The organism is Actibacterium naphthalenivorans, from assembly GCF_014196965.1.
GTDB lineage: Bacteria > Pseudomonadota > Alphaproteobacteria > Rhodobacterales > Rhodobacteraceae > Actibacterium_A > Actibacterium_A naphthalenivorans.
The window spans coordinates 1,596,477-1,612,336 of the sequence record NZ_JACIEQ010000001.1; the positions used below are offsets into that span (position 1 = coordinate 1,596,477).

Below are 15,860 nucleotides of genomic sequence, written 5' to 3' on the forward strand. Positions count from 1 at the left end.
GGGGGCGGCTCAGAGAAGGCCCTGAAGATAGCGGCCGTATTCGTTCTTCTTGAACATCTCGGCCCGCTTGATCAGCTCTTCGCGGGTGATCCAGCCGTTTTCAAAGGCAATCTCGTCGGGGCTGCCGGTTTGCAGGCCCTGCCGTTTTTCCAGGGTGCGCACGAAATTACCGGCGTCGAGCAGGGAATCGTGTGTGCCCGTGTCCAGCCAGGCATAGCCGCGCCCCATGCGCTGCACGTTCAGCAGCCCTTCTGCCAGATACATTTCCAGCAGGGTGGTAATCTCCAACTCGCCGCGGGCAGAGGGTGTTACCCTGCGCGCGCGGGCCGGGGCGGTGCCATCGAGGAAATAGAGCCCGGTCACGGCGTAGCTCGACGGGGGAACCTCGGGTTTTTCGATGATGGCCCGCGCGGTGCCTTTCTCGTCGAAATCCACCACGCCGTAGCGTTCGGGATCGGCGACACGATAGCCGAAAACAGTGCCGCCGACGGCCTGTTTGTCGGCCTCTGCCATCAGGTCGGGCAGGCCGTGGCCGAAGAAGATATTGTCGCCCAGCACCATGGCCGAAGGCGCGCCGGCAAGGAACTCTTCCGCCAGAATATAGGCCTGGGCCAGCCCGTCGGGCGCGGGCTGGGTGATATAGGTAAAGCGCAGCCCCCACTGGGTGCCGTCACCCAGAAGCCGACGGAACTGATCCTGATCGGCGGGGGTGGTGATGATCGCGATTTCCTGAATGCCGGCCAGCATCAGCACCGACAGCGGGTAATAGATCATCGGCTTGTTGTAGATCGGAACGAGCTGTTTCGAGACGCTGAGCGTGATGGGGTAGAGCCGAGTGCCCGAGCCCCCCGCCAGGATGATGCCTTTTCGCTTCAGCGTTGATTGCTCGGTCATTCGGTCCTCGTTAAACATTCAAATCGTCAAGAATATCGGCAAGCCCCGCGCGCCAGTCCGGGCGCGGCAGGCCAAAGGCGGCTTCGGTCGCGCCGCAATCCATCTGCGAGTTCAGCGGGCGCCGCGCGGGGGTCGGGTAGGCGGTGGTCGGAATGTCGGTGACGGCGCAGCCCAGATCCGCCTGGCGAAAGATTTCCCGCGCGAAATCGGCCCAGCTGACATCCGGTGCGCCGGAAAAGTGATAGGTTCCGGTCAGTCCCGTATCACCGGCAAGCTGTGCGGCGATGGCGAGGCAGGCGTCGGCGATGGCGGCGGCCGGCGTCGGCCCGCCCACCTGATCGGCGACGACGGTCAGCGCGTCACGCTCGGTGCCCAGACGCAGCATCGTCTTGACGAAATTGTTGCCATGAGCCGACACCACCCAAGAGGTGCGCAGAATGGCGTGGGGGCCACCCGCCGCGCGAATGCCTTCCTCCCCCAGCAGCTTCGAGCGGCCATAGGCGCCCAGCGGGCCGGTGGGCGCATCCACCGGGAAAGGCGCGGTGCCGGCGCCGTCAAACACGTAATCGGTGGAGATATGGATCAGCGGGAGGCCGCGCTCTGCCGCAACCTTTGCCAGCGCCGCGACGGATGTGCCGTTCACGGTGTTGGCAAGCGCCTCTTCGGTTTCCGCCTTGTCGACGGCGGTATAGGCGGCGGCGTTGATGAACGCGCCCGCTTCCACGGTTTCGGCAAAGCGGGCCACGGCGCCCGGATCGGAAAAATCGACACTCTCCCGCCCGAATGCATCCACATCACCGCGCCGCTGCAGCTCTGTCGCGACCTGGCCGGACTTGCCGAAAACCACCAGCCTCATGCAGTTTTCCCCAGCCGCTGGCCAACACCGTCACGCGCCTGCAGGGCGCGCCACCAGTCTTCGTTGTCCAGATACCACTGCACCGTCTTTTCCAAACCCTGTTCCAGCGTCACGGAGGGTCGCCAGCCCAGTTCCGTGCGGATGCGCGAAGGATCGATAGCATAGCGCAGATCATGGCCGGGCCGGTCGGTGACAAAGGTGACCTGATCGGCATAGGCCGTCGCGCCCGGCCGCTTTTCATCCAGAATGGCACAGATCATGCGCACCAGATCAATATTGCGCGCCTCGTTCTCGCCACCGATATTGTAGCTGCGGCCAAGCGCGCCCTTTTCCAGCACCAGCAACAGCGCGTCGGCATGATCTTCCACATAAAGCCAGTCGCGCACATTCTCGCCCTTGCCGTAAACCGGGATCGGCTCTCCGGCCAGCGCCTTGAGGATGACCACCGGGATCAGCTTTTCGGGAAAGTGGAACGGCCCGTAATTGTTGGAACAGTTTGTCAGCACCACCGGCAGGCCATAGGTTTCGTGCCAGGCCCGCACCAGATGGTCAGAGGCCGCTTTCGAGGCGGAATAGGGACTGTTCGGCGCATAGGGCGTATCTTCGGTGAACTGCCCCTCGGCCCCCAATGTTCCGTACACCTCATCGGTCGAGATGTGGTGAAAGCGGAACCCTTCGGGCCGGCCCTTGCCATCCCAATAGGCGCGGGCGGCTTCCAGCAGGTGATAGGTGCCGTTCACATTGGTTTCGATGAACGTGCCGGGCGCGTCGATCGAGCGGTCCACATGGCTTTCGGCGGCCAGATGCATCACCGTGTCGGGCTGATGCGCGGCAAAGATCCGGTCCAGCGCGGCGCGGTCGCGGATATCGGCCCGCTCGAACGTATAGGCCGGGCTTTCGGCCACGCTGGCCACATTATCCAGACACGCGGCATAGGTCAGCGCATCGAGGTTGATCACCTCATGCCCGCGCGCCACGGCCAAGCGCACCACGGCAGAGCCGATAAACCCTGCGCCACCTGTCACCAAAATCTTCATCACGCTGGCCGATACTGAAAGGGTGTGTCGAAATTGCGAAGAAAAGGTGCCGCTTCGTCTTTTTCGGAAAGGATGGCTGCGGTGCCCTCCATTCCCCAGTCGATGCCGATATCGGGGTCATCGAACCGCACGGCGCCATCGCATTCGGGTGCATAGTAATCGGTGCACTTATAGATGATCTCGGTATCCGGCTCGCGCGTCACGAAACCATGCAGAAACCCCGCCGGGATCAAAAGCTGCCTGCCGTTTTCAAAAGAAAGCTCCTCACCCACCCATTGGCCATAGGTGGGCGAGCCCTTGCGGATATCAACCGCCACGTCAAACAGCCGCCCGCGCCCGCAGCGCACCAGCTTTGCCTGCGCATGCGGGGGCGACTGGAAATGCAGCCCGCGCACTGTGCCGATCTCGCCGGAAACCGAGTGATTGTCCTGCACGAAATCATAGAACAGCCCGGCCGCTTCCATCGTGCGACGGTTCCAGCTTTCAGAGAAAAAACCGCGATGATCGCCAAAGCGTTTTGGCGTGAGAAGCTTCACCCCCGCCAGTTTCGTATCCTGAACCTGCACCGCACCTGCCTCCAAAACCCGAATTGGAAAAATCCATGGGTTTCAATTAGCAAGTCGGCCGGGCGCTGTCACGGTGTGATGCGGGGCTTTGCGTGGGGGGCAGCCCCGACATCAGCGGTTGACCGAGATCCGGTTCATGCGAACGTGAAATCCGCCATGTCCAGTTCCGCCTGGCTGACCCCGCCGACCAGTATCGTGTGGCCCGCGTATGTCACCTGAACAAAAGGGCTGCTGCCGACAGTCACCTCGCTGATTTCAAGCGCAGTGAAGGCGCCGGGCCCATCGGTTAGCCTGATCATGTCCGCCCCGTCGTCGAATGCTTTGATCGTGTCGGTCTCTGCGCGGGTGAAATCGTCAAAGATGAACGTGTCCGCCCCGGCGCCGCCGATCAGCAGATCGTCGCCCGCGCCGCCGGTCAGCCTGTCCCGGCCGCCGCCGCCGTATAGCCTGTCGTCGCCATCGCCGCCGTCGATGGTGTCGCGGCCCTTGCCCGCGCGGATCCTGTCTTGGCCGGCCTCACCGAAAAGCGTATCGCCACCGCCGCCGCCCCGCAGCCGGTCGCGCCCGCCGCCGCCATAGGCCAGATCGCTGCCGGCGGCACCAATGATCCTGTCGCGGCCGCCATCGCCATGAAGCGTGTCGTTCCCGCCCTGGCCCAGCAGCCTGTCATGGCCCGCGCCGCCGCGCAGAAGGTCGCCGCCGCCACCACCCTCCAGCCGGTCGCGCCCGTCGCGGCCATCCAGCGTGTTGGCGTTTTCATCACCGATGAGCGTGTCGGCATGATCACTGCCCGACAGGCCCTCGATCTCGATATACCGATCCCCCGCCGCGTGGCCGGTGTTGCCAGCGGGGCGGGACAGGCTGGCGCGCACCCCGGCGGGAGATGTGGAGTAATCGGCAATATCAGTGCCTATTCCACCGTGAAGCGTATCTGCGCCGCCGCCACCGGTCAGGATGTCATCGCCGCGATAGCCCTGAAGCTCCTGATCGCGCGCGCCGCCGACGATGCGGTCGCCCGATGTGCTGCCCCGAAGTTTCGGGGCGCCGTCCAGTGACTCGGTGGCGAGCGATATGCGGGTCACGTTGAGAATGTCGCCGGTGGTCAGCTGCGCGCCGGTGATCGGGCTGCCATCGGCGCTTTTCAAAACCACCGATTCATCACCGTAGCGCAGGATCGCACCCGCCGCGCGCGGCGTCAGGGTGATCGCCGAAATGTCACGGATCATGCCCCAGTCGGACAGATCCAGCCGGTCTTTCCCGGCTTCGAAATCCGTTATCTTCTCGCTCTCGCCATCGGCCGCCAGCACGAAGGTGTCGGCGCCCGCACCGCCCGCCATCACGTCCTGCCCGGCGCCATCGAACAGAATGTCGTTGCCAATGCCGCCGGTCAGCGCCTCGTCGCCATGGGTGCCCATCAGCACATCACCCAAAGCGCCCGGCGACAGGGTGAATTGCGACATGCCCGCCTCTGCCCCGGACAGAACGAAAAGCTGCACCTCCGCCCCCACGACACGCACCGCGATGTCGGTGATGTTCGACAGGCTGCTTTCGGTGGTGTCCATCACCGTTTCCAGATGCATCAGGCGGCCATCGTCCAGCAGGGTGAACAGGCTCAGCCCGTCATCGTTGCCGCCGGCCAGAACGAAGACGCGCCCGCCGAAGCTGAAACTTTCCAGGATCGAAGCGCCGGCAAACCGTGTGGTGAGATCGTCCATCACCTGGCTGACCGGGGTCAGAGCGCCGGTGCCGTCCACCGTCAGCACCGTCAGGCTGGAGGATTGGGCCGAGGCGAGGATCACATATTGCCTGCCCCCGGCGCTGACCACCTCCAGCGCTTGCGGCCCGCCGACCGGCAGCGCCTCGGCCGCGCCGACAGAGGCCGCGGCGCTCAACCCGCCCTTGCCCCCGACCCGGAAACTGCTGACGCCATGTTCGGTGGCCGAGGCGGTGATGACAAAATCCTGCCCTTCTACGCTGACATGGGCAAGAGAGGTTATTCCAGTGGAATAGAGACTGTTTTTACCCCCGACCTGCGTCACCGGGGCAAGCGTGCCGTCCGCCTCAAGGCGGAACGCCGACAGGCCCGCGCCGTCGGTTTTCGCAAGATAGATGAAAGTCGCCCCGCCCTTGCTCAACGCCAGCGCCTCGACCCGGTCAACCGCCTGGCCGGTGCGGGTGGCATAGATCGTCTGGCTGTCGGCCTCGGCCATCGCGGCAACGGCGGCGACATCATCCCGGCTCAGCGTCACCGGGCCATCCCCGAGCGTAACGGTCAGGCCGTTGGGAAGCGCAGGGGAATAGTCCCGCACCCCGCCGACCAGCGGCAATGCCGCCTCGTTCAGAACGAATTTCACCCGCGTACCGGCGCCATTGTCTGTCAGCACCAGATCCGCGCCCGTGCGATCATTGCCCGCGTCCAGCCGGGCGACGACCGACGCGCTCGCAAGCACGCCGTCAAAGACCGTGCCCCGATAGGAGAAATAGCCCACCCCTTACCACACCTTTCCACGCACCCCTGCGTTGGGCCAAGGCTGGCAGAGCGGGCTTAACCGGAGATTGCCGGCGCGCGGCGGAATTGTGGCGGATACGGAAAATCCGAACGAATCCGGCGCGCGTCCCTACGGGGTTGCCCAGCAGGTGGCCGGAACGGCGAACAGGTATTTCACCTTGCCGCGATAGGCGCCGCTGTCGGGCGCGATCGTGCCAAGCGGCGCCGCATCCGGCGCACAACCGGGGCCGGCGGGAATGTCGGAGACAAACAGAACCGGGCCCGCCGCGTCGGCCGGAACCGGGTATTTCAGCGCATAGTGATGCGGGGCGCGGCCCGTTGCGGGCGGGGCGTAAAACCGCAGCCCGCTGTTGCGTCCGGTATAGAAAAGGTCGGCCAGAACATCGCGGTTTTGCGCGACGACCGTGCTCAGCCCCGCCTGCCGCGCGGCGGTAATGATCTGCGTGCTCATCGCGGCGCGGCCAAGATAGCGGGCAAGGGCCGGATTGCCGTCAAGCGCCGGGTGCAGCGCCAGCGCCCCGGCCAGCGGCAGGGCAAGGCTCAGCGCGCCGTTGATGCCGAAGGACAGGATCAGCCAGGGCCGTGAAAGCCAGGGCAGAACAGTGACTGTTCCGGCCAGATAGGCCGCCGCCGCCCAGTTCGCATAGGCCCCTGACAAAAGCGCCTGCACACAGACGATGGCCAGGATGGGCAGCGAAAAGATCAGCAGAACCTGCCGCTCGGGTCCCGCGCCGCGCGCGCGCAGCGCCATCCAGAGCAGCCCGCCGAACAGAACCGGCCCGAACACGGCGAACTGGCTAGCGAAGAAACTCAGGAACCCGGAAACGTTCAGCCCGGCCCGGCTGGCGGGGTCGCGCACCCAATCGGCATTGTCGAGCGTATGTTCGACGGTGGAAAACCCGTTCAGGATATTCCAACCGATATTGGGCGCGATAGTCACTGCAAACGCGGCCAGCACGATCAGCGCGTCACGCGGGCGCGGCCGGGCCCCGGGCAGGATCGCGGCGGCCAGGGCGGCACAGATCAGATAGTAGATCGCCGCGTATTTCGACAGGAACGCCAGCCCAAGCGCCAGCCCGGTCAGCAGCGCCGCCGGGGCCGTGCCGCCCTTGCTCAGCAGCCGCACATACCCCGCCAGCGCCAGCGCCAGGAACGGAAACATCACCGTGTCGGTCGAGATCAGGATCGAGGCCAGCGCCACCATCGGCAAGGTGGCATAGCCCGCCGCGACCAGAACCGCCGCCCGCGCACCAAACAGGCCGGCGGCAATACCGGCGAGGATCAGCGCGGTGGCGGCGTGAAACAGCGGGCCGGGCAGGCGCACCCAGAACGGCGCGTCACTGCCGGCCAGTTCGGTTACGGCGCGGATCACCCAGCCGATCATCGGCGGCTTGGAATAATAGCCGAAGGCCAGCTCCTGCCCCCAGAGCCAGTATTGCGCCTCGTCCACGAACAGATCCAGCGGGGTGACGGCCAGCAGCGCCACCCGCAGTGCCGTCAGCGCCAGAACGATCGCCGCTGCGCGCCACAGCCACCCGGCCTGTTCAGCTCGCGCGGCGTTTTTCGGCATAGATCAGGCTGAGATTGCGAAGATAGATGAACAGGCCCATCGCCTGGCCCAGAACAAACACCGGGTCCTTGCGGTAAAGCGCATAGGCAAACAGGATGATCCCGCCGCCGATCGAGAAATACCAGAAGGCCAGCGGCACCACCGAACGCCCGGCCTTTTCGGATGCGATCCATTGCACCAGAAACCGCGCGGTGAACAAAAGCTGCCCGCCAAGCCCGATCATGACCCACCAGAATTCAAGCCATGTTTCCACATGCAGCCAGGAAAAGAGGGTCTCAAACATCGGCCCCGGCCTCCACCGGCTGCGCCTTCTTGCGGCGCCGAATCAACCAGGCGACGCCGATCAGATCGTAGATGCCGACCAGCGCGCGCTGGAAATTGCTGTAGTTCGAGCGGCCCGCGTGGCGTTCGCGATGGGCGACATCCACCAGCGCCACCTCCCACCCGTCGCGCTTGGCAAGCGCGGGCAGGTAACGATGCATATGATCGAAATAGGGGAAGGCCAGAAACGCGTCGCGGCGAAAGCCCTTCAGCCCGCAGCCGGTGTCGCGCGTGCCGTCTTTCAGAATGCGGGCCCGCAACCCGTTGGCAAAGCGCGAGGCGAGCTTCTTTGACAGCGTATCCTGCCGCCCGACCCGCTGCCCGGCGACAAGGCCGAGGCGCCCGGTCTGATCCTCCAGAAGCGGGGTGAACAGCTTCGGCAGCTCCGATGGCGGGTTCTGCCCGTCGCCGTCGAGCGTACAGATGATCCGGCCGCGCGCGGCCAGGGTGCCGCTGTGCACACCGGCGCTTTGCCCGGCAGATGTGGGATGCTGCAACAGCCGCAGCGTGGGGTGGCGGGCCATCAGCGATTTCACCTTGGCCGCCGTGTCATCGGTGGAACCGTCGTCAACAACGATGATTTCGTATTCGGTCAGGCCGTCACAGGCCTGCGCGATCTCGCCCAGCACGGCCTCGACGTTCCCGGACTCGTTTTTCATCGGAATAACGATCGAGACTGCTGTCATGGGGGCCTCTCGGGGGCGGAAATTCACGCGGGTTAAACACGAATGACGCGGCATTGTCTACCGCGCAAAGGCGGAAGATCAGCCGCGTTGCAGGGTGTCGCCGATGCTCAGCCGCGGGGTCAGTTCGATCCGCTCGTCGGCGTGGTCCAGGCCGGCCTCGGTGCAGCGGGCGATGATCTCGGCCGCCTTTCTGCCGATCTCGCGCCGGCAGGCATCCATCGTCGCGAGCTTCGGGTTCATGCCGTCAAGAAGTTCGATGCCGTTGAACCCCGCCAGCCCGACCTGGCCGGGCACCGCGATGCCATTGTCCAGGCAGTAAAGCAGCCCGCCCGCGGCGATCATGTCGTTCGAATAGTAGAGGAAATCGATATCCGGGGTGCGTTTCAGAACCGTCTCGGTCATCTCGCGCCCTTTCAGAAGGGCTGAACCGCCGGAATAGAACTCGTGATCGGCCATTTCGATGCCCGCCTTGGCCAGCGCGCCGGTAAAGCCTTCGAACCGTTTGCGCGCGCGGTGGTCCAGCGGCATCTTCGTGCCCAGAAAGGCAATGCGCTTGTACCCTGCCGCAGCGATCGCATTGGCCATTTCCTTGCCCGCGCGGCGGTGCGAAATGCCGACCACGGAATCGACCGGGGTGCCATCGGTATCCATGATCTCGACAATCGGGATGCCCGCGTTCTCCAGCATGGCGCGGGAGGCGTCGCTGTGTTCCAGCCCGGCGATGATCACGCCCGACGGCCGCCATGACAGCATTTCATACAAGACACGCTCTTCGCGTTCGGGGCGGTAATGGGTGATGCCCACCACCGGCTGCAGCGGGCTTTCCTCCAGCACCTCGGAAATGCCGGTCATGACCTCGGGGAACACCATGTTGGACATCGACGGAATGATCACCGCCACGAGGTTCACCCGTTGCGACGCCAGCGCGCCGGCGATCTTGTTGGGCACATAGCCCAGCCTTTTGGAGGCGGCCAGCACACGTTCCCGCGTGGCCTGGCTGACATCGCCGCGATTGCGAAGTACGCGGCTGACGGTCATCTCACTGACCCCCGACGCTTCCGAGACATCGCGAAGGGTCAGCGGGCGGCGTGGCCGGGGGGGAGGTGCGTCGTTCAATGGCGTGCCCTGTCGCTTGCAAACTCTGGTTCTAGTTAGCGGTAAAGGTGCCGATTGTCCAAGGGCCAAGCGCGGCGGGCGCACGGGTGAAACAGGCAGGGTTGAAACCGCGCCGCTTTCCGGCAACAACTACGCCACCGGCCCCGTAGCTCAGCAGGATAGAGCGACCGCCTCCTAAGCGGTAGGTCAGTGGTTCGAATCCACTCGGGGTCACCATTCCGCGCTATCCGTTCAGCAAGGCCCGGTGTTCGGCGATCAGGTCGCGCAGAAAACCGGCCACGGCGCGGACGCGCGGCACCGTTGCAAGATCGCGGTGGATCACCAGCCACATATCCTGCGTCATCCCGGTTTGCTCGCGCGCGCGGGTCAGCCCCGTGCCGCGCCCCAGAAAATCCGGCAGCACCGCGAGGCCAAGCCCGATACGCGCGGCCTGGGCCTGGGCCGAGAGCGTCGTGGTGGCCAGCACCGGCGGGCGGCCGGCCAGACGGGCAGTGATCCAGCGCGCGACGAGCAGGTTGGCGTGGCTTGCGTCCCACCCGATCAGCGGCACCTCTGCGCCACGGTCACTGGCGGCCACCAGATCGGGGCTGCCGTAAAGGCCATAGCCCACGCGTGCCAGCCGCTGCCGGGTGACATTGCCATGCACCGGCGCTTGCATCCGCAGCGCCAGGTCGGCCTCATGCCGGTTCAGATCGACCGAGGCGATATCGGTCGAGATGGCCAGCGACAGTTGCGGATGGCGGCCCAGAAGCCGGGGCAGGGCGGGCAGGATCAGGTTGGAGGCCAGTGTTTCGGCGGTTGCCAGCCGCACCTGGCCGGCCACCTGAGACCGGGCGCTGGCCCCGGCGCCAAAGGCATGGGCGGCGGTCTCCAGCGCCTCGGCACGGGGCACAAGCGCGGCGCCCTCGTCCGACAGCCGGTAGCCCGATTGATGGCGCAGGAAAAGCGGCACACCCAGCGCGGCCTCCAGCCGCTCGATCCGCCGCGCGACGGTGGCCAGCCCCAGATCCAGCGTTTCCGCCGCTCCGCGCAGGCTGCCGGCCCGCGCCACTGACAGAAAGACCCTGGCATCGTCCCAGTTCACCGTGCCGCCTCCTGTTCCGGTATCGGAAAACGGATTGCCGTTTTTGACTATAACGCCCCGATTGCGGGACACCTAGCTCTGCTGTGTTGCTTGAAAAGGAGGGTGCATGATGCAGACCCGCAATTTGACGAAAGACCTGACCGTTTCGGCCCTAGGGCTCGGCTGCATGGGTATGAGCGAATTCTACGGCGCCCGCGACGATGCGGAATCGCTGCGCGTGCTCGACCGGGCGCTGGAGCTTGGGATCACCTTCTACGATACGTCCGACATGTATGGCCCGCACCATAACGAAGAGCTGCTGGGCGGCTGGATCAAGGACAAGCGCGACCGGGTGGTGCTGGCGACCAAGTTCGGCGTCGTGCGCGACCCCGGCGCATATGGCCGCAGTGTGGATAACAGCCCGGCCTATGCCCGCAAGGCGCTGGAGGCGTCGCTGACCCGGCTCGGCACCGACCATATCGACCTTTACTATGTTCACCGGATCGAGGCCGACCGCCCGATCGAAGAGGTGATGGGCGCCCTGTCGGACTTCGTGGCCGAGGGCAAGATCCGCCATATCGGGCTGAGCGAGGCCAGCGTCGAAACCCTGCGCCGGGCCCATGCGGTGCATCCCGTGACCGCCCTCCAGACCGAATATTCCCTGTGGACGCGCGAGGTGGAGGCCGAAATCCTGCCGACCTGCCGCGAGCTTGGCATCGGGTTCGTGCCCTATTCGCCGCTGGGCCGCGGCTTTCTGACCGGGCGGTTCACCGGCGCGCAGGATTTCGAGGCGGGTGATTTCCGCGCTGCCCTGCCGCGCTTTGCGGGTGACAACCTGCAGGCCAACCTGGCCCTGGCCGACAAGGTGCGCGACGTGGCCCAAGATGCGGGCGCGACACCGGCGCAGGTGGCGCTGGCATGGCTGCTGGCGCAGGGCGACGATATCGTGCCGATCCCCGGCACCAAGCGGGTGAAATACCTTGAGGACAACGTGGGCGCCGTGGGCCTGACACTGAGCGACGCGCAGATGGCCGCACTGACCGAGGCATCGGGCAGCCTGCCCGTCATCGGCGCGCGGTATAGCGAAGAGGGGATGAAAGGGGTCAATGTCTGACCCTGTCCGGGCGCTGTCTCAGTAGCGCAGGAAGAACTGGCCGGCGCTTGGTTTGCGTTCGGCCAGCCCGTCCCGCTCGAAGATCGACATGACGTTGAGCAGCGTCCAGCCGTCCCGTGCGAGGCGGGTGCGGATCTCCGCCGCCGCGGCGGCGGTGCTGGCGCAGGCGGAATCGGGAAGCTCGATGACGCCGTAGTGAAGACGCAGCGGATTGTCCCGCTTGGCCTTGTAGTCGGCGAAACAGGCGGCCGAGGCCGGAACGGCCGAAAGCAAGGCCAGGCAAAGCGGGATTACGAAGCGGCTGTTCATGGGGGTGAGTGTGGCGATCCGGCGGGTGTTATTCAACAATCTTCCTGCGTCATGCCCCGGTTATCGGCCCGCCGGGGGGCCGCGCCCCGGCACCTGCCTGCCGAGCCGACGGTTTTCACTTGCGGCGGGTCCGGCGGCGGGCGATGTCGGGTCATGATCACCACTGCCCCTGATTTCAGCTTCGAACAGGCCGCGTTCGCGCGCGGTGCCCGCACCGTCATCGGCGTGGACGAGGTGGGCCGCGGCCCGCTCGCCGGTCCGGTGACCGCCGCCGCGGTGCGGCTCGATCCGGCGCGCATTCCCGCCGGGCTGAACGATTCCAAAAAGCTGGGCGCCCGACGCCGCGAAGCGATCTATGCCGAGCTGATCGAGGTTGCCGATGTGTCGGTCGCCCATGCCAGCGTGGAAGAGATCGACCGGATCAACATCCTTGCCGCGTCGCATCTTGCCATGTGCCGCGCCATCGCGGGGCTGCCGGCGCGGGCCGACCTTGCGCTGATCGACGGCAATCTTCTGCCAAAGGATCTGCCCTGCGCGGGCGAGGCGATCATCAAGGGCGATGCCCGTTCACTGTCGATTTCGGCGGCGTCGATTGCGGCCAAGATATGCCGTGACCGGATCATGGTGGATTTGGCGCAACAGCATCCGGGCTATGGCTGGGAGACGAACGCAGGATACGGCTCCAAAGCGCATATGGAGGCGCTGCGAAATCTTGGTGTGACCCCACACCATAGACGTTCCTTCAAGCCCGTCTACAATATCTTGTATCAAGACAAATCTGTAAGTGACTGATTCAAAAAAGAATTTGACGGCGAATCGCCTTTGACTCATCTTTGACCTCAACAAACACGACGCCCAAATCGGCGCGGCACAGAGGCAGAGATGAAGACGATGACCAAACAAAAGGGGGCGCCTGCGCTTCCGCTGAATCAGATTTTGGCCGGCGATTGCGTGGAGGTTATGAACAGCCTCCCGGAAAACTCCGTCGACCTGATCTTTGCCGACCCGCCCTATAACCTGCAGCTCAAGGGAGAGCTGCACCGCCCCGACAATTCGCGCGTCGATGCCGTGGATGACGCGTGGGATCAGTTCGCCTCGTTTCAGGCCTATGACAGGTTCACGCAGGAATGGCTGACCGCCGCGCGGCGCATCCTGAAACCGAATGGCGCGATCTGGGTGATCGGATCCTATCACAACATCTTCCGCGTCGGCGCGGCGTTGCAGAATGCCGGCTACTGGATCCTCAACGACGTTGTCTGGCGCAAGTCCAACCCGATGCCGAATTTCCGCGGCAAGCGCCTGACCAACGCGCATGAGACGATGATCTGGGCCAGCAAGGAAGAAGCCAGCAAATACACGTTCAACTACGAGGCGCTGAAGGCGCTGAACGAAGGTATCCAGATGCGCAGTGACTGGGTGCTGCCGATCTGCACCGGGCATGAGCGGCTGAAGGACGAAAACGGCGACAAGGCGCATCCGACGCAAAAGCCCGAAAGCCTGCTGCACCGGGTGATGGTCGCCTCGACCAACCCCGGCGATGTGGTGCTCGATCCGTTCTTCGGCACCGGCACCACCGGCGCGGTGGCCAAGAAGCTGGGCCGCGAGTTCATCGGGATCGAACGCGAAGAGGCCTATCGCGAGGTGGCCGAGAAACGCATCGCCAAGGTGCGCAAGTTCGACAGGGAATCGCTCGCCGTTACCACCTCCAAGCGGGCCGAGCCGCGGGTGCCGTTTGGCCAGCTGGTAGAGCGCGGGATGTTGCAGCCGGGCGAGGTTCTGACCTCGCCGCGCGGCAAGACGGCCAAGGTGCGCGCCGACGGCACGCTCGTGGCGCAGGATGTGAGGGGCTCGATCCATCAGGTCGGCGCCGCGCTGGAAGGCGCGCCCTCGTGCAACGGCTGGACCTACTGGTGCTTCAAGCGTGATGGCAAGGCGGTGCCGATCGATCTGCTGCGCCAGCAGATCCGCGCCGAAATGTCCGAGCGCCCGAACTGATTTCAACACACGGTTTACCGCCGGTGCCTGTGGCCTGACACCACGGCATCAACTTGCCCCGCCCTTCGGCGGGGCTTTTTTGCTCAACCGGGCGCGATGGCCGCCCAGCCCGCGGGGCTGCGGCGGAAGACATGTGTGGTGGCCGGCCGGAACTGCGGTGTTTCCCCCTCTGCCGTCATGCGCTGAATAACCGCCTCGTCGCCTTTCAGCGTCAGAATGGCGAAATCGTTGGGCTCGTCGCGCAGCCGCGTCGACAGGCCGGTGCCCACGTGAAGCTGCAACATCCGCCTCTGGTTGGTACGAGACACGAACGGCCCGGCGTTCCAGCTGTGCAGATGCCCGCTCAGCACGATATCCGCGCCGCAACCGGCCAACCTGTCGATCGCGCCCGAGGCGCCACGCATCAGTTTCTTGCGCGCGTCCGGCCCCTGTTCCAGCGGGTGATGCGCGACCAGAATGTTGATCGGGCCGGTCTCGGCAAAGGTCTGGCAGACCCGCGTGACCGCGCGGGGGCGGATCCGGCCGCGCTGCCCGCTGTAGGGGTTGACGGTATTCAGCCCGGCCACCCGCATTTGCGGATCGTTATGCTCCGGCTCCAACTGGTCGCCGATCCAGCGCCGGTAGCGGGCGAAGGGCGTGATCCAGCGCAAGAGGGGATTGTACAGCGGAATGTCATGGTTGCCCGGCACGATCAGGCTGGGTGCTTCGATCCTGTCGATGAAGGCGCGGGCCTGCTGAAACTGACTGTGCCGCGCGCGCTGGGTCAGATCGCCCGAGATCACCACCAGATGCGGCGCGGCATCGTTCACGGCCGTCAGCAGCGGATCCAGCAATTCAGGCCGCGTGCGCCCGAAATGCAGATCCGACATGTGGACGATCCGCCTCATGCGCCCCCGTCGCCGGCCGGGACGATCACGGTCAGCGCGTCGCGTCGCAGCTGGAAATGCAGCGGGGCGGTCATCACTTCCTTTTCGCCGTCGCGGGCGATCAGGTTCTTGCTGCGCCGGGTTTCGATCACGATGTCGCGGCCGCCGATCAGCTCCACATCGCGGCCCACCTGCATGCTGCGGTTGGCCAGCATCAGGGCATGGCGCACCAGCCCCAGGCGCCCGTGATCGGCGGCGACATAGAGGGCGAACCTGCCGTTGCGCACGTGGTCGGCGCCCTCCAGTTCGAATTGTTCAAGCTGATAGGCGCTGTTGGCGACAAAGGCCAAGGGAGAGCGCATCCGGCGCACCTCGCCATCCACGACGATGCGCATGGTCAGCGGGTTGGTGAAATTCACCAGCGCCACGATGACGGACCAATAAGCCGCGATCCGGCTGCGGCCCCAGCGGCGATAGACGCCCTCGCGCTGATCGAGGATCGCGGGATAGGCGCCAAGGCTGGCGTTGTTCAGAAAGGTTCTGCCGTTCACCTCGCCTACCGAAACGGGCGCGGTCTGCCCGCCGCGGATCACGGCCATCGCCTCGTCCGGGGCTTCGGGGATGCCCAGTCCGCGCGCGAAATAGTTGAACGTGCCCAGCGGCAGCACGCCCATCACATGATCCGTACCCTTCAGTTGCGAGGCGACGGCGCAGATGGTTCCGTCGCCGCCCGCGGCAACGATGGTGCCATATCCTTCGTCCATCGCCCGGCGCGTCTCTTCGACGATATCACTGCCTTCACCGATCTGTTTCAGGTTGCTGCGCCCCGGATGGTCGCGCAGCCATTCTTCAAGGCTTGCGCGGGTTTGCGCGCCATCCTCGGCCCCGGCGCCGGGGTTGAAGATCACGCACAGGTCGCGCCCTGCGGCGGCGTTTACGTCCGGCATATGTCTGACCG

General features: G+C 65.2%; 16 protein-coding genes and 1 tRNA gene. 4 read left to right on the forward strand and 13 right to left on the reverse strand.

The window, feature by feature from the left end:
• Positions 1 to 9 precede the first annotated feature (9 nt).
• The 9 genes from rfbA to GGR17_RS07890 form a co-directional block, all read right to left on the reverse strand.
• Positions 10 to 894 (reverse strand): glucose-1-phosphate thymidylyltransferase RfbA, encoded by an 885-nt coding sequence (rfbA, locus tag GGR17_RS07850; protein WP_054540157.1) that lies wholly within the window; start codon positions 892 to 894, stop codon positions 10 to 12.
• 10 nt (positions 895 to 904) lie between these two features.
• Positions 905 to 1,750: a dTDP-4-dehydrorhamnose reductase gene (gene rfbD / locus GGR17_RS07855; RefSeq protein WP_054540156.1), complete on the reverse strand. Its 846-nt coding sequence runs from the start codon at positions 1,748 to 1,750 to the stop codon at positions 905 to 907.
• Complete coding sequence (rfbB, locus tag GGR17_RS07860; RefSeq protein ID WP_054540155.1) at positions 1,747 to 2,787, reverse strand: dTDP-glucose 4,6-dehydratase; 1,041 nt, start codon at positions 2,785 to 2,787, stop codon at positions 1,747 to 1,749. The genes rfbD and rfbB overlap by 4 nt, the downstream gene beginning before the upstream one ends.
• Positions 2,787 to 3,353 (reverse strand): dTDP-4-dehydrorhamnose 3,5-epimerase, encoded by a 567-nt coding sequence (gene rfbC / locus GGR17_RS07865; protein WP_054540154.1) that lies wholly within the window; start codon positions 3,351 to 3,353, stop codon positions 2,787 to 2,789. The genes rfbB and rfbC overlap by 1 nt, the downstream gene beginning before the upstream one ends.
• A gap of 134 nt (positions 3,354 to 3,487) precedes the next feature.
• Positions 3,488 to 5,842, reverse strand: coding sequence for a calcium-binding protein (locus GGR17_RS20550; RefSeq protein WP_054540153.1), 2,355 nt, complete (start codon positions 5,840 to 5,842; stop codon positions 3,488 to 3,490).
• Between the two features lie 129 nt (positions 5,843 to 5,971).
• Positions 5,972 to 7,432, reverse strand: coding sequence for an ArnT family glycosyltransferase (locus GGR17_RS07875; RefSeq protein ID WP_054540152.1), 1,461 nt, complete (start codon positions 7,430 to 7,432; stop codon positions 5,972 to 5,974).
• On the reverse strand, positions 7,407 to 7,715 hold the full coding sequence (locus tag GGR17_RS07880) for a lipid-A-disaccharide synthase N-terminal domain-containing protein (protein WP_037204657.1): 309 nt from the start codon (positions 7,713 to 7,715) through the stop codon (positions 7,407 to 7,409). Before GGR17_RS07880 ends, GGR17_RS07875 begins: the two co-directional genes overlap by 26 nt.
• On the reverse strand, positions 7,708 to 8,439 hold the full coding sequence (locus tag GGR17_RS07885) for a glycosyltransferase family 2 protein (RefSeq protein WP_081940063.1): 732 nt from the start codon (positions 8,437 to 8,439) through the stop codon (positions 7,708 to 7,710). The genes GGR17_RS07880 and GGR17_RS07885 overlap by 8 nt, the downstream gene beginning before the upstream one ends.
• Before the next feature lie 78 nt (positions 8,440 to 8,517).
• Positions 8,518 to 9,555, reverse strand: coding sequence for a LacI family DNA-binding transcriptional regulator (locus GGR17_RS07890; protein ID WP_054540151.1), 1,038 nt, complete (start codon positions 9,553 to 9,555; stop codon positions 8,518 to 8,520).
• A 139-nt stretch (positions 9,556 to 9,694) separates the two neighbouring features.
• Between GGR17_RS07890 and GGR17_RS07895 the strand changes: the two genes are divergently transcribed.
• Positions 9,695 to 9,771, forward strand: a tRNA-Arg gene (locus GGR17_RS07895).
• 7 nt (positions 9,772 to 9,778) lie between these two features.
• Here GGR17_RS07895 and GGR17_RS07900 read toward each other — a convergent pair.
• A complete protein-coding gene (locus GGR17_RS07900) occupies positions 9,779 to 10,639 on the reverse strand; it encodes a LysR family transcriptional regulator (RefSeq protein WP_054540150.1) in 861 nt (286 codons plus the stop codon).
• A 109-nt stretch (positions 10,640 to 10,748) separates the two neighbouring features.
• Between GGR17_RS07900 and GGR17_RS07905 the strand changes: the two genes are divergently transcribed.
• Positions 10,749 to 11,732: an aldo/keto reductase gene (locus GGR17_RS07905; protein WP_054540500.1), complete on the forward strand. Its 984-nt coding sequence runs from the start codon at positions 10,749 to 10,751 to the stop codon at positions 11,730 to 11,732.
• An 18-nt stretch (positions 11,733 to 11,750) separates the two neighbouring features.
• On the opposite strand, the gene GGR17_RS07910 is transcribed toward GGR17_RS07905, so the two are convergent.
• Positions 11,751 to 12,041, reverse strand: a complete 291-nt coding sequence (locus GGR17_RS07910) for a hypothetical protein (RefSeq protein WP_054540149.1) — start codon at positions 12,039 to 12,041, stop codon at positions 11,751 to 11,753.
• A gap of 153 nt (positions 12,042 to 12,194) precedes the next feature.
• Between GGR17_RS07910 and GGR17_RS07915 the strand changes: the two genes are divergently transcribed.
• Positions 12,195 to 12,833 carry a ribonuclease HII gene (locus tag GGR17_RS07915; protein WP_037204617.1) on the forward strand — a complete coding sequence of 213 codons (639 nt, stop codon included), beginning with the start codon at positions 12,195 to 12,197 and terminating at the stop codon, positions 12,831 to 12,833.
• Between the two features lie 90 nt (positions 12,834 to 12,923).
• Positions 12,924 to 14,036 carry a site-specific DNA-methyltransferase gene (locus tag GGR17_RS07920; RefSeq protein ID WP_054540148.1) on the forward strand — a complete coding sequence of 371 codons (1,113 nt, stop codon included), beginning with the start codon at positions 12,924 to 12,926 and terminating at the stop codon, positions 14,034 to 14,036.
• 83 nt (positions 14,037 to 14,119) lie between these two features.
• On the opposite strand, the gene GGR17_RS07925 is transcribed toward GGR17_RS07920, so the two are convergent.
• Both GGR17_RS07925 and GGR17_RS07930 read right to left on the reverse strand, forming a co-directional pair.
• Positions 14,120 to 14,923, reverse strand: a complete 804-nt coding sequence (locus GGR17_RS07925) for a metallophosphoesterase family protein (protein ID WP_054540147.1) — start codon at positions 14,921 to 14,923, stop codon at positions 14,120 to 14,122.
• Complete coding sequence (locus GGR17_RS07930; protein WP_054540499.1) at positions 14,920 to 15,849, reverse strand: diacylglycerol/lipid kinase family protein; 930 nt, start codon at positions 15,847 to 15,849, stop codon at positions 14,920 to 14,922. Before GGR17_RS07930 ends, GGR17_RS07925 begins: the two co-directional genes overlap by 4 nt.
• Positions 15,850 to 15,860: the final 11 nt, after the last annotated feature.

Bases quoted from the DNA above. Each gene is read 5' to 3' on its own strand.
- rfbA (WP_054540157.1), bottom strand. From the start codon at position 894: ATGACCGAGCAATCAACGCTGAAGCGAAAAGGCATCATCCTGGCGGGG.
- rfbD (WP_054540156.1), bottom strand. From the start codon at position 1,750: ATGAGGCTGGTGGTTTTCGGCAAGTCCGGCCAGGTCGCGACAGAGCTG.
- rfbB (WP_054540155.1), bottom strand. From the start codon at position 2,787: ATGAAGATTTTGGTGACAGGTGGCGCAGGGTTTATCGGCTCTGCCGTG.
- GGR17_RS07875 (WP_054540152.1), bottom strand. From the start codon at position 7,432: ATGCCGAAAAACGCCGCGCGAGCTGAACAGGCCGGGTGGCTGTGGCGC.
- GGR17_RS07880 (WP_037204657.1), bottom strand. From the start codon at position 7,715: ATGTTTGAGACCCTCTTTTCCTGGCTGCATGTGGAAACATGGCTTGAA.
- GGR17_RS07885 (WP_081940063.1), bottom strand. From the start codon at position 8,439: ATGACAGCAGTCTCGATCGTTATTCCGATGAAAAACGAGTCCGGGAAC.
- GGR17_RS07905 (WP_054540500.1), top strand. From the start codon at position 10,749: ATGCAGACCCGCAATTTGACGAAAGACCTGACCGTTTCGGCCCTAGGG.
- GGR17_RS07910 (WP_054540149.1), bottom strand. From the start codon at position 12,041: ATGAACAGCCGCTTCGTAATCCCGCTTTGCCTGGCCTTGCTTTCGGCC.
- GGR17_RS07915 (WP_037204617.1), top strand. From the start codon at position 12,195: ATGATCACCACTGCCCCTGATTTCAGCTTCGAACAGGCCGCGTTCGCG.
- GGR17_RS07920 (WP_054540148.1), top strand. From the start codon at position 12,924: ATGAAGACGATGACCAAACAAAAGGGGGCGCCTGCGCTTCCGCTGAAT.
- GGR17_RS07925 (WP_054540147.1), bottom strand. From the start codon at position 14,923: ATGAGGCGGATCGTCCACATGTCGGATCTGCATTTCGGGCGCACGCGG.
- GGR17_RS07930 (WP_054540499.1), bottom strand. From the start codon at position 15,849: ATGCCGGACGTAAACGCCGCCGCAGGGCGCGACCTGTGCGTGATCTTC.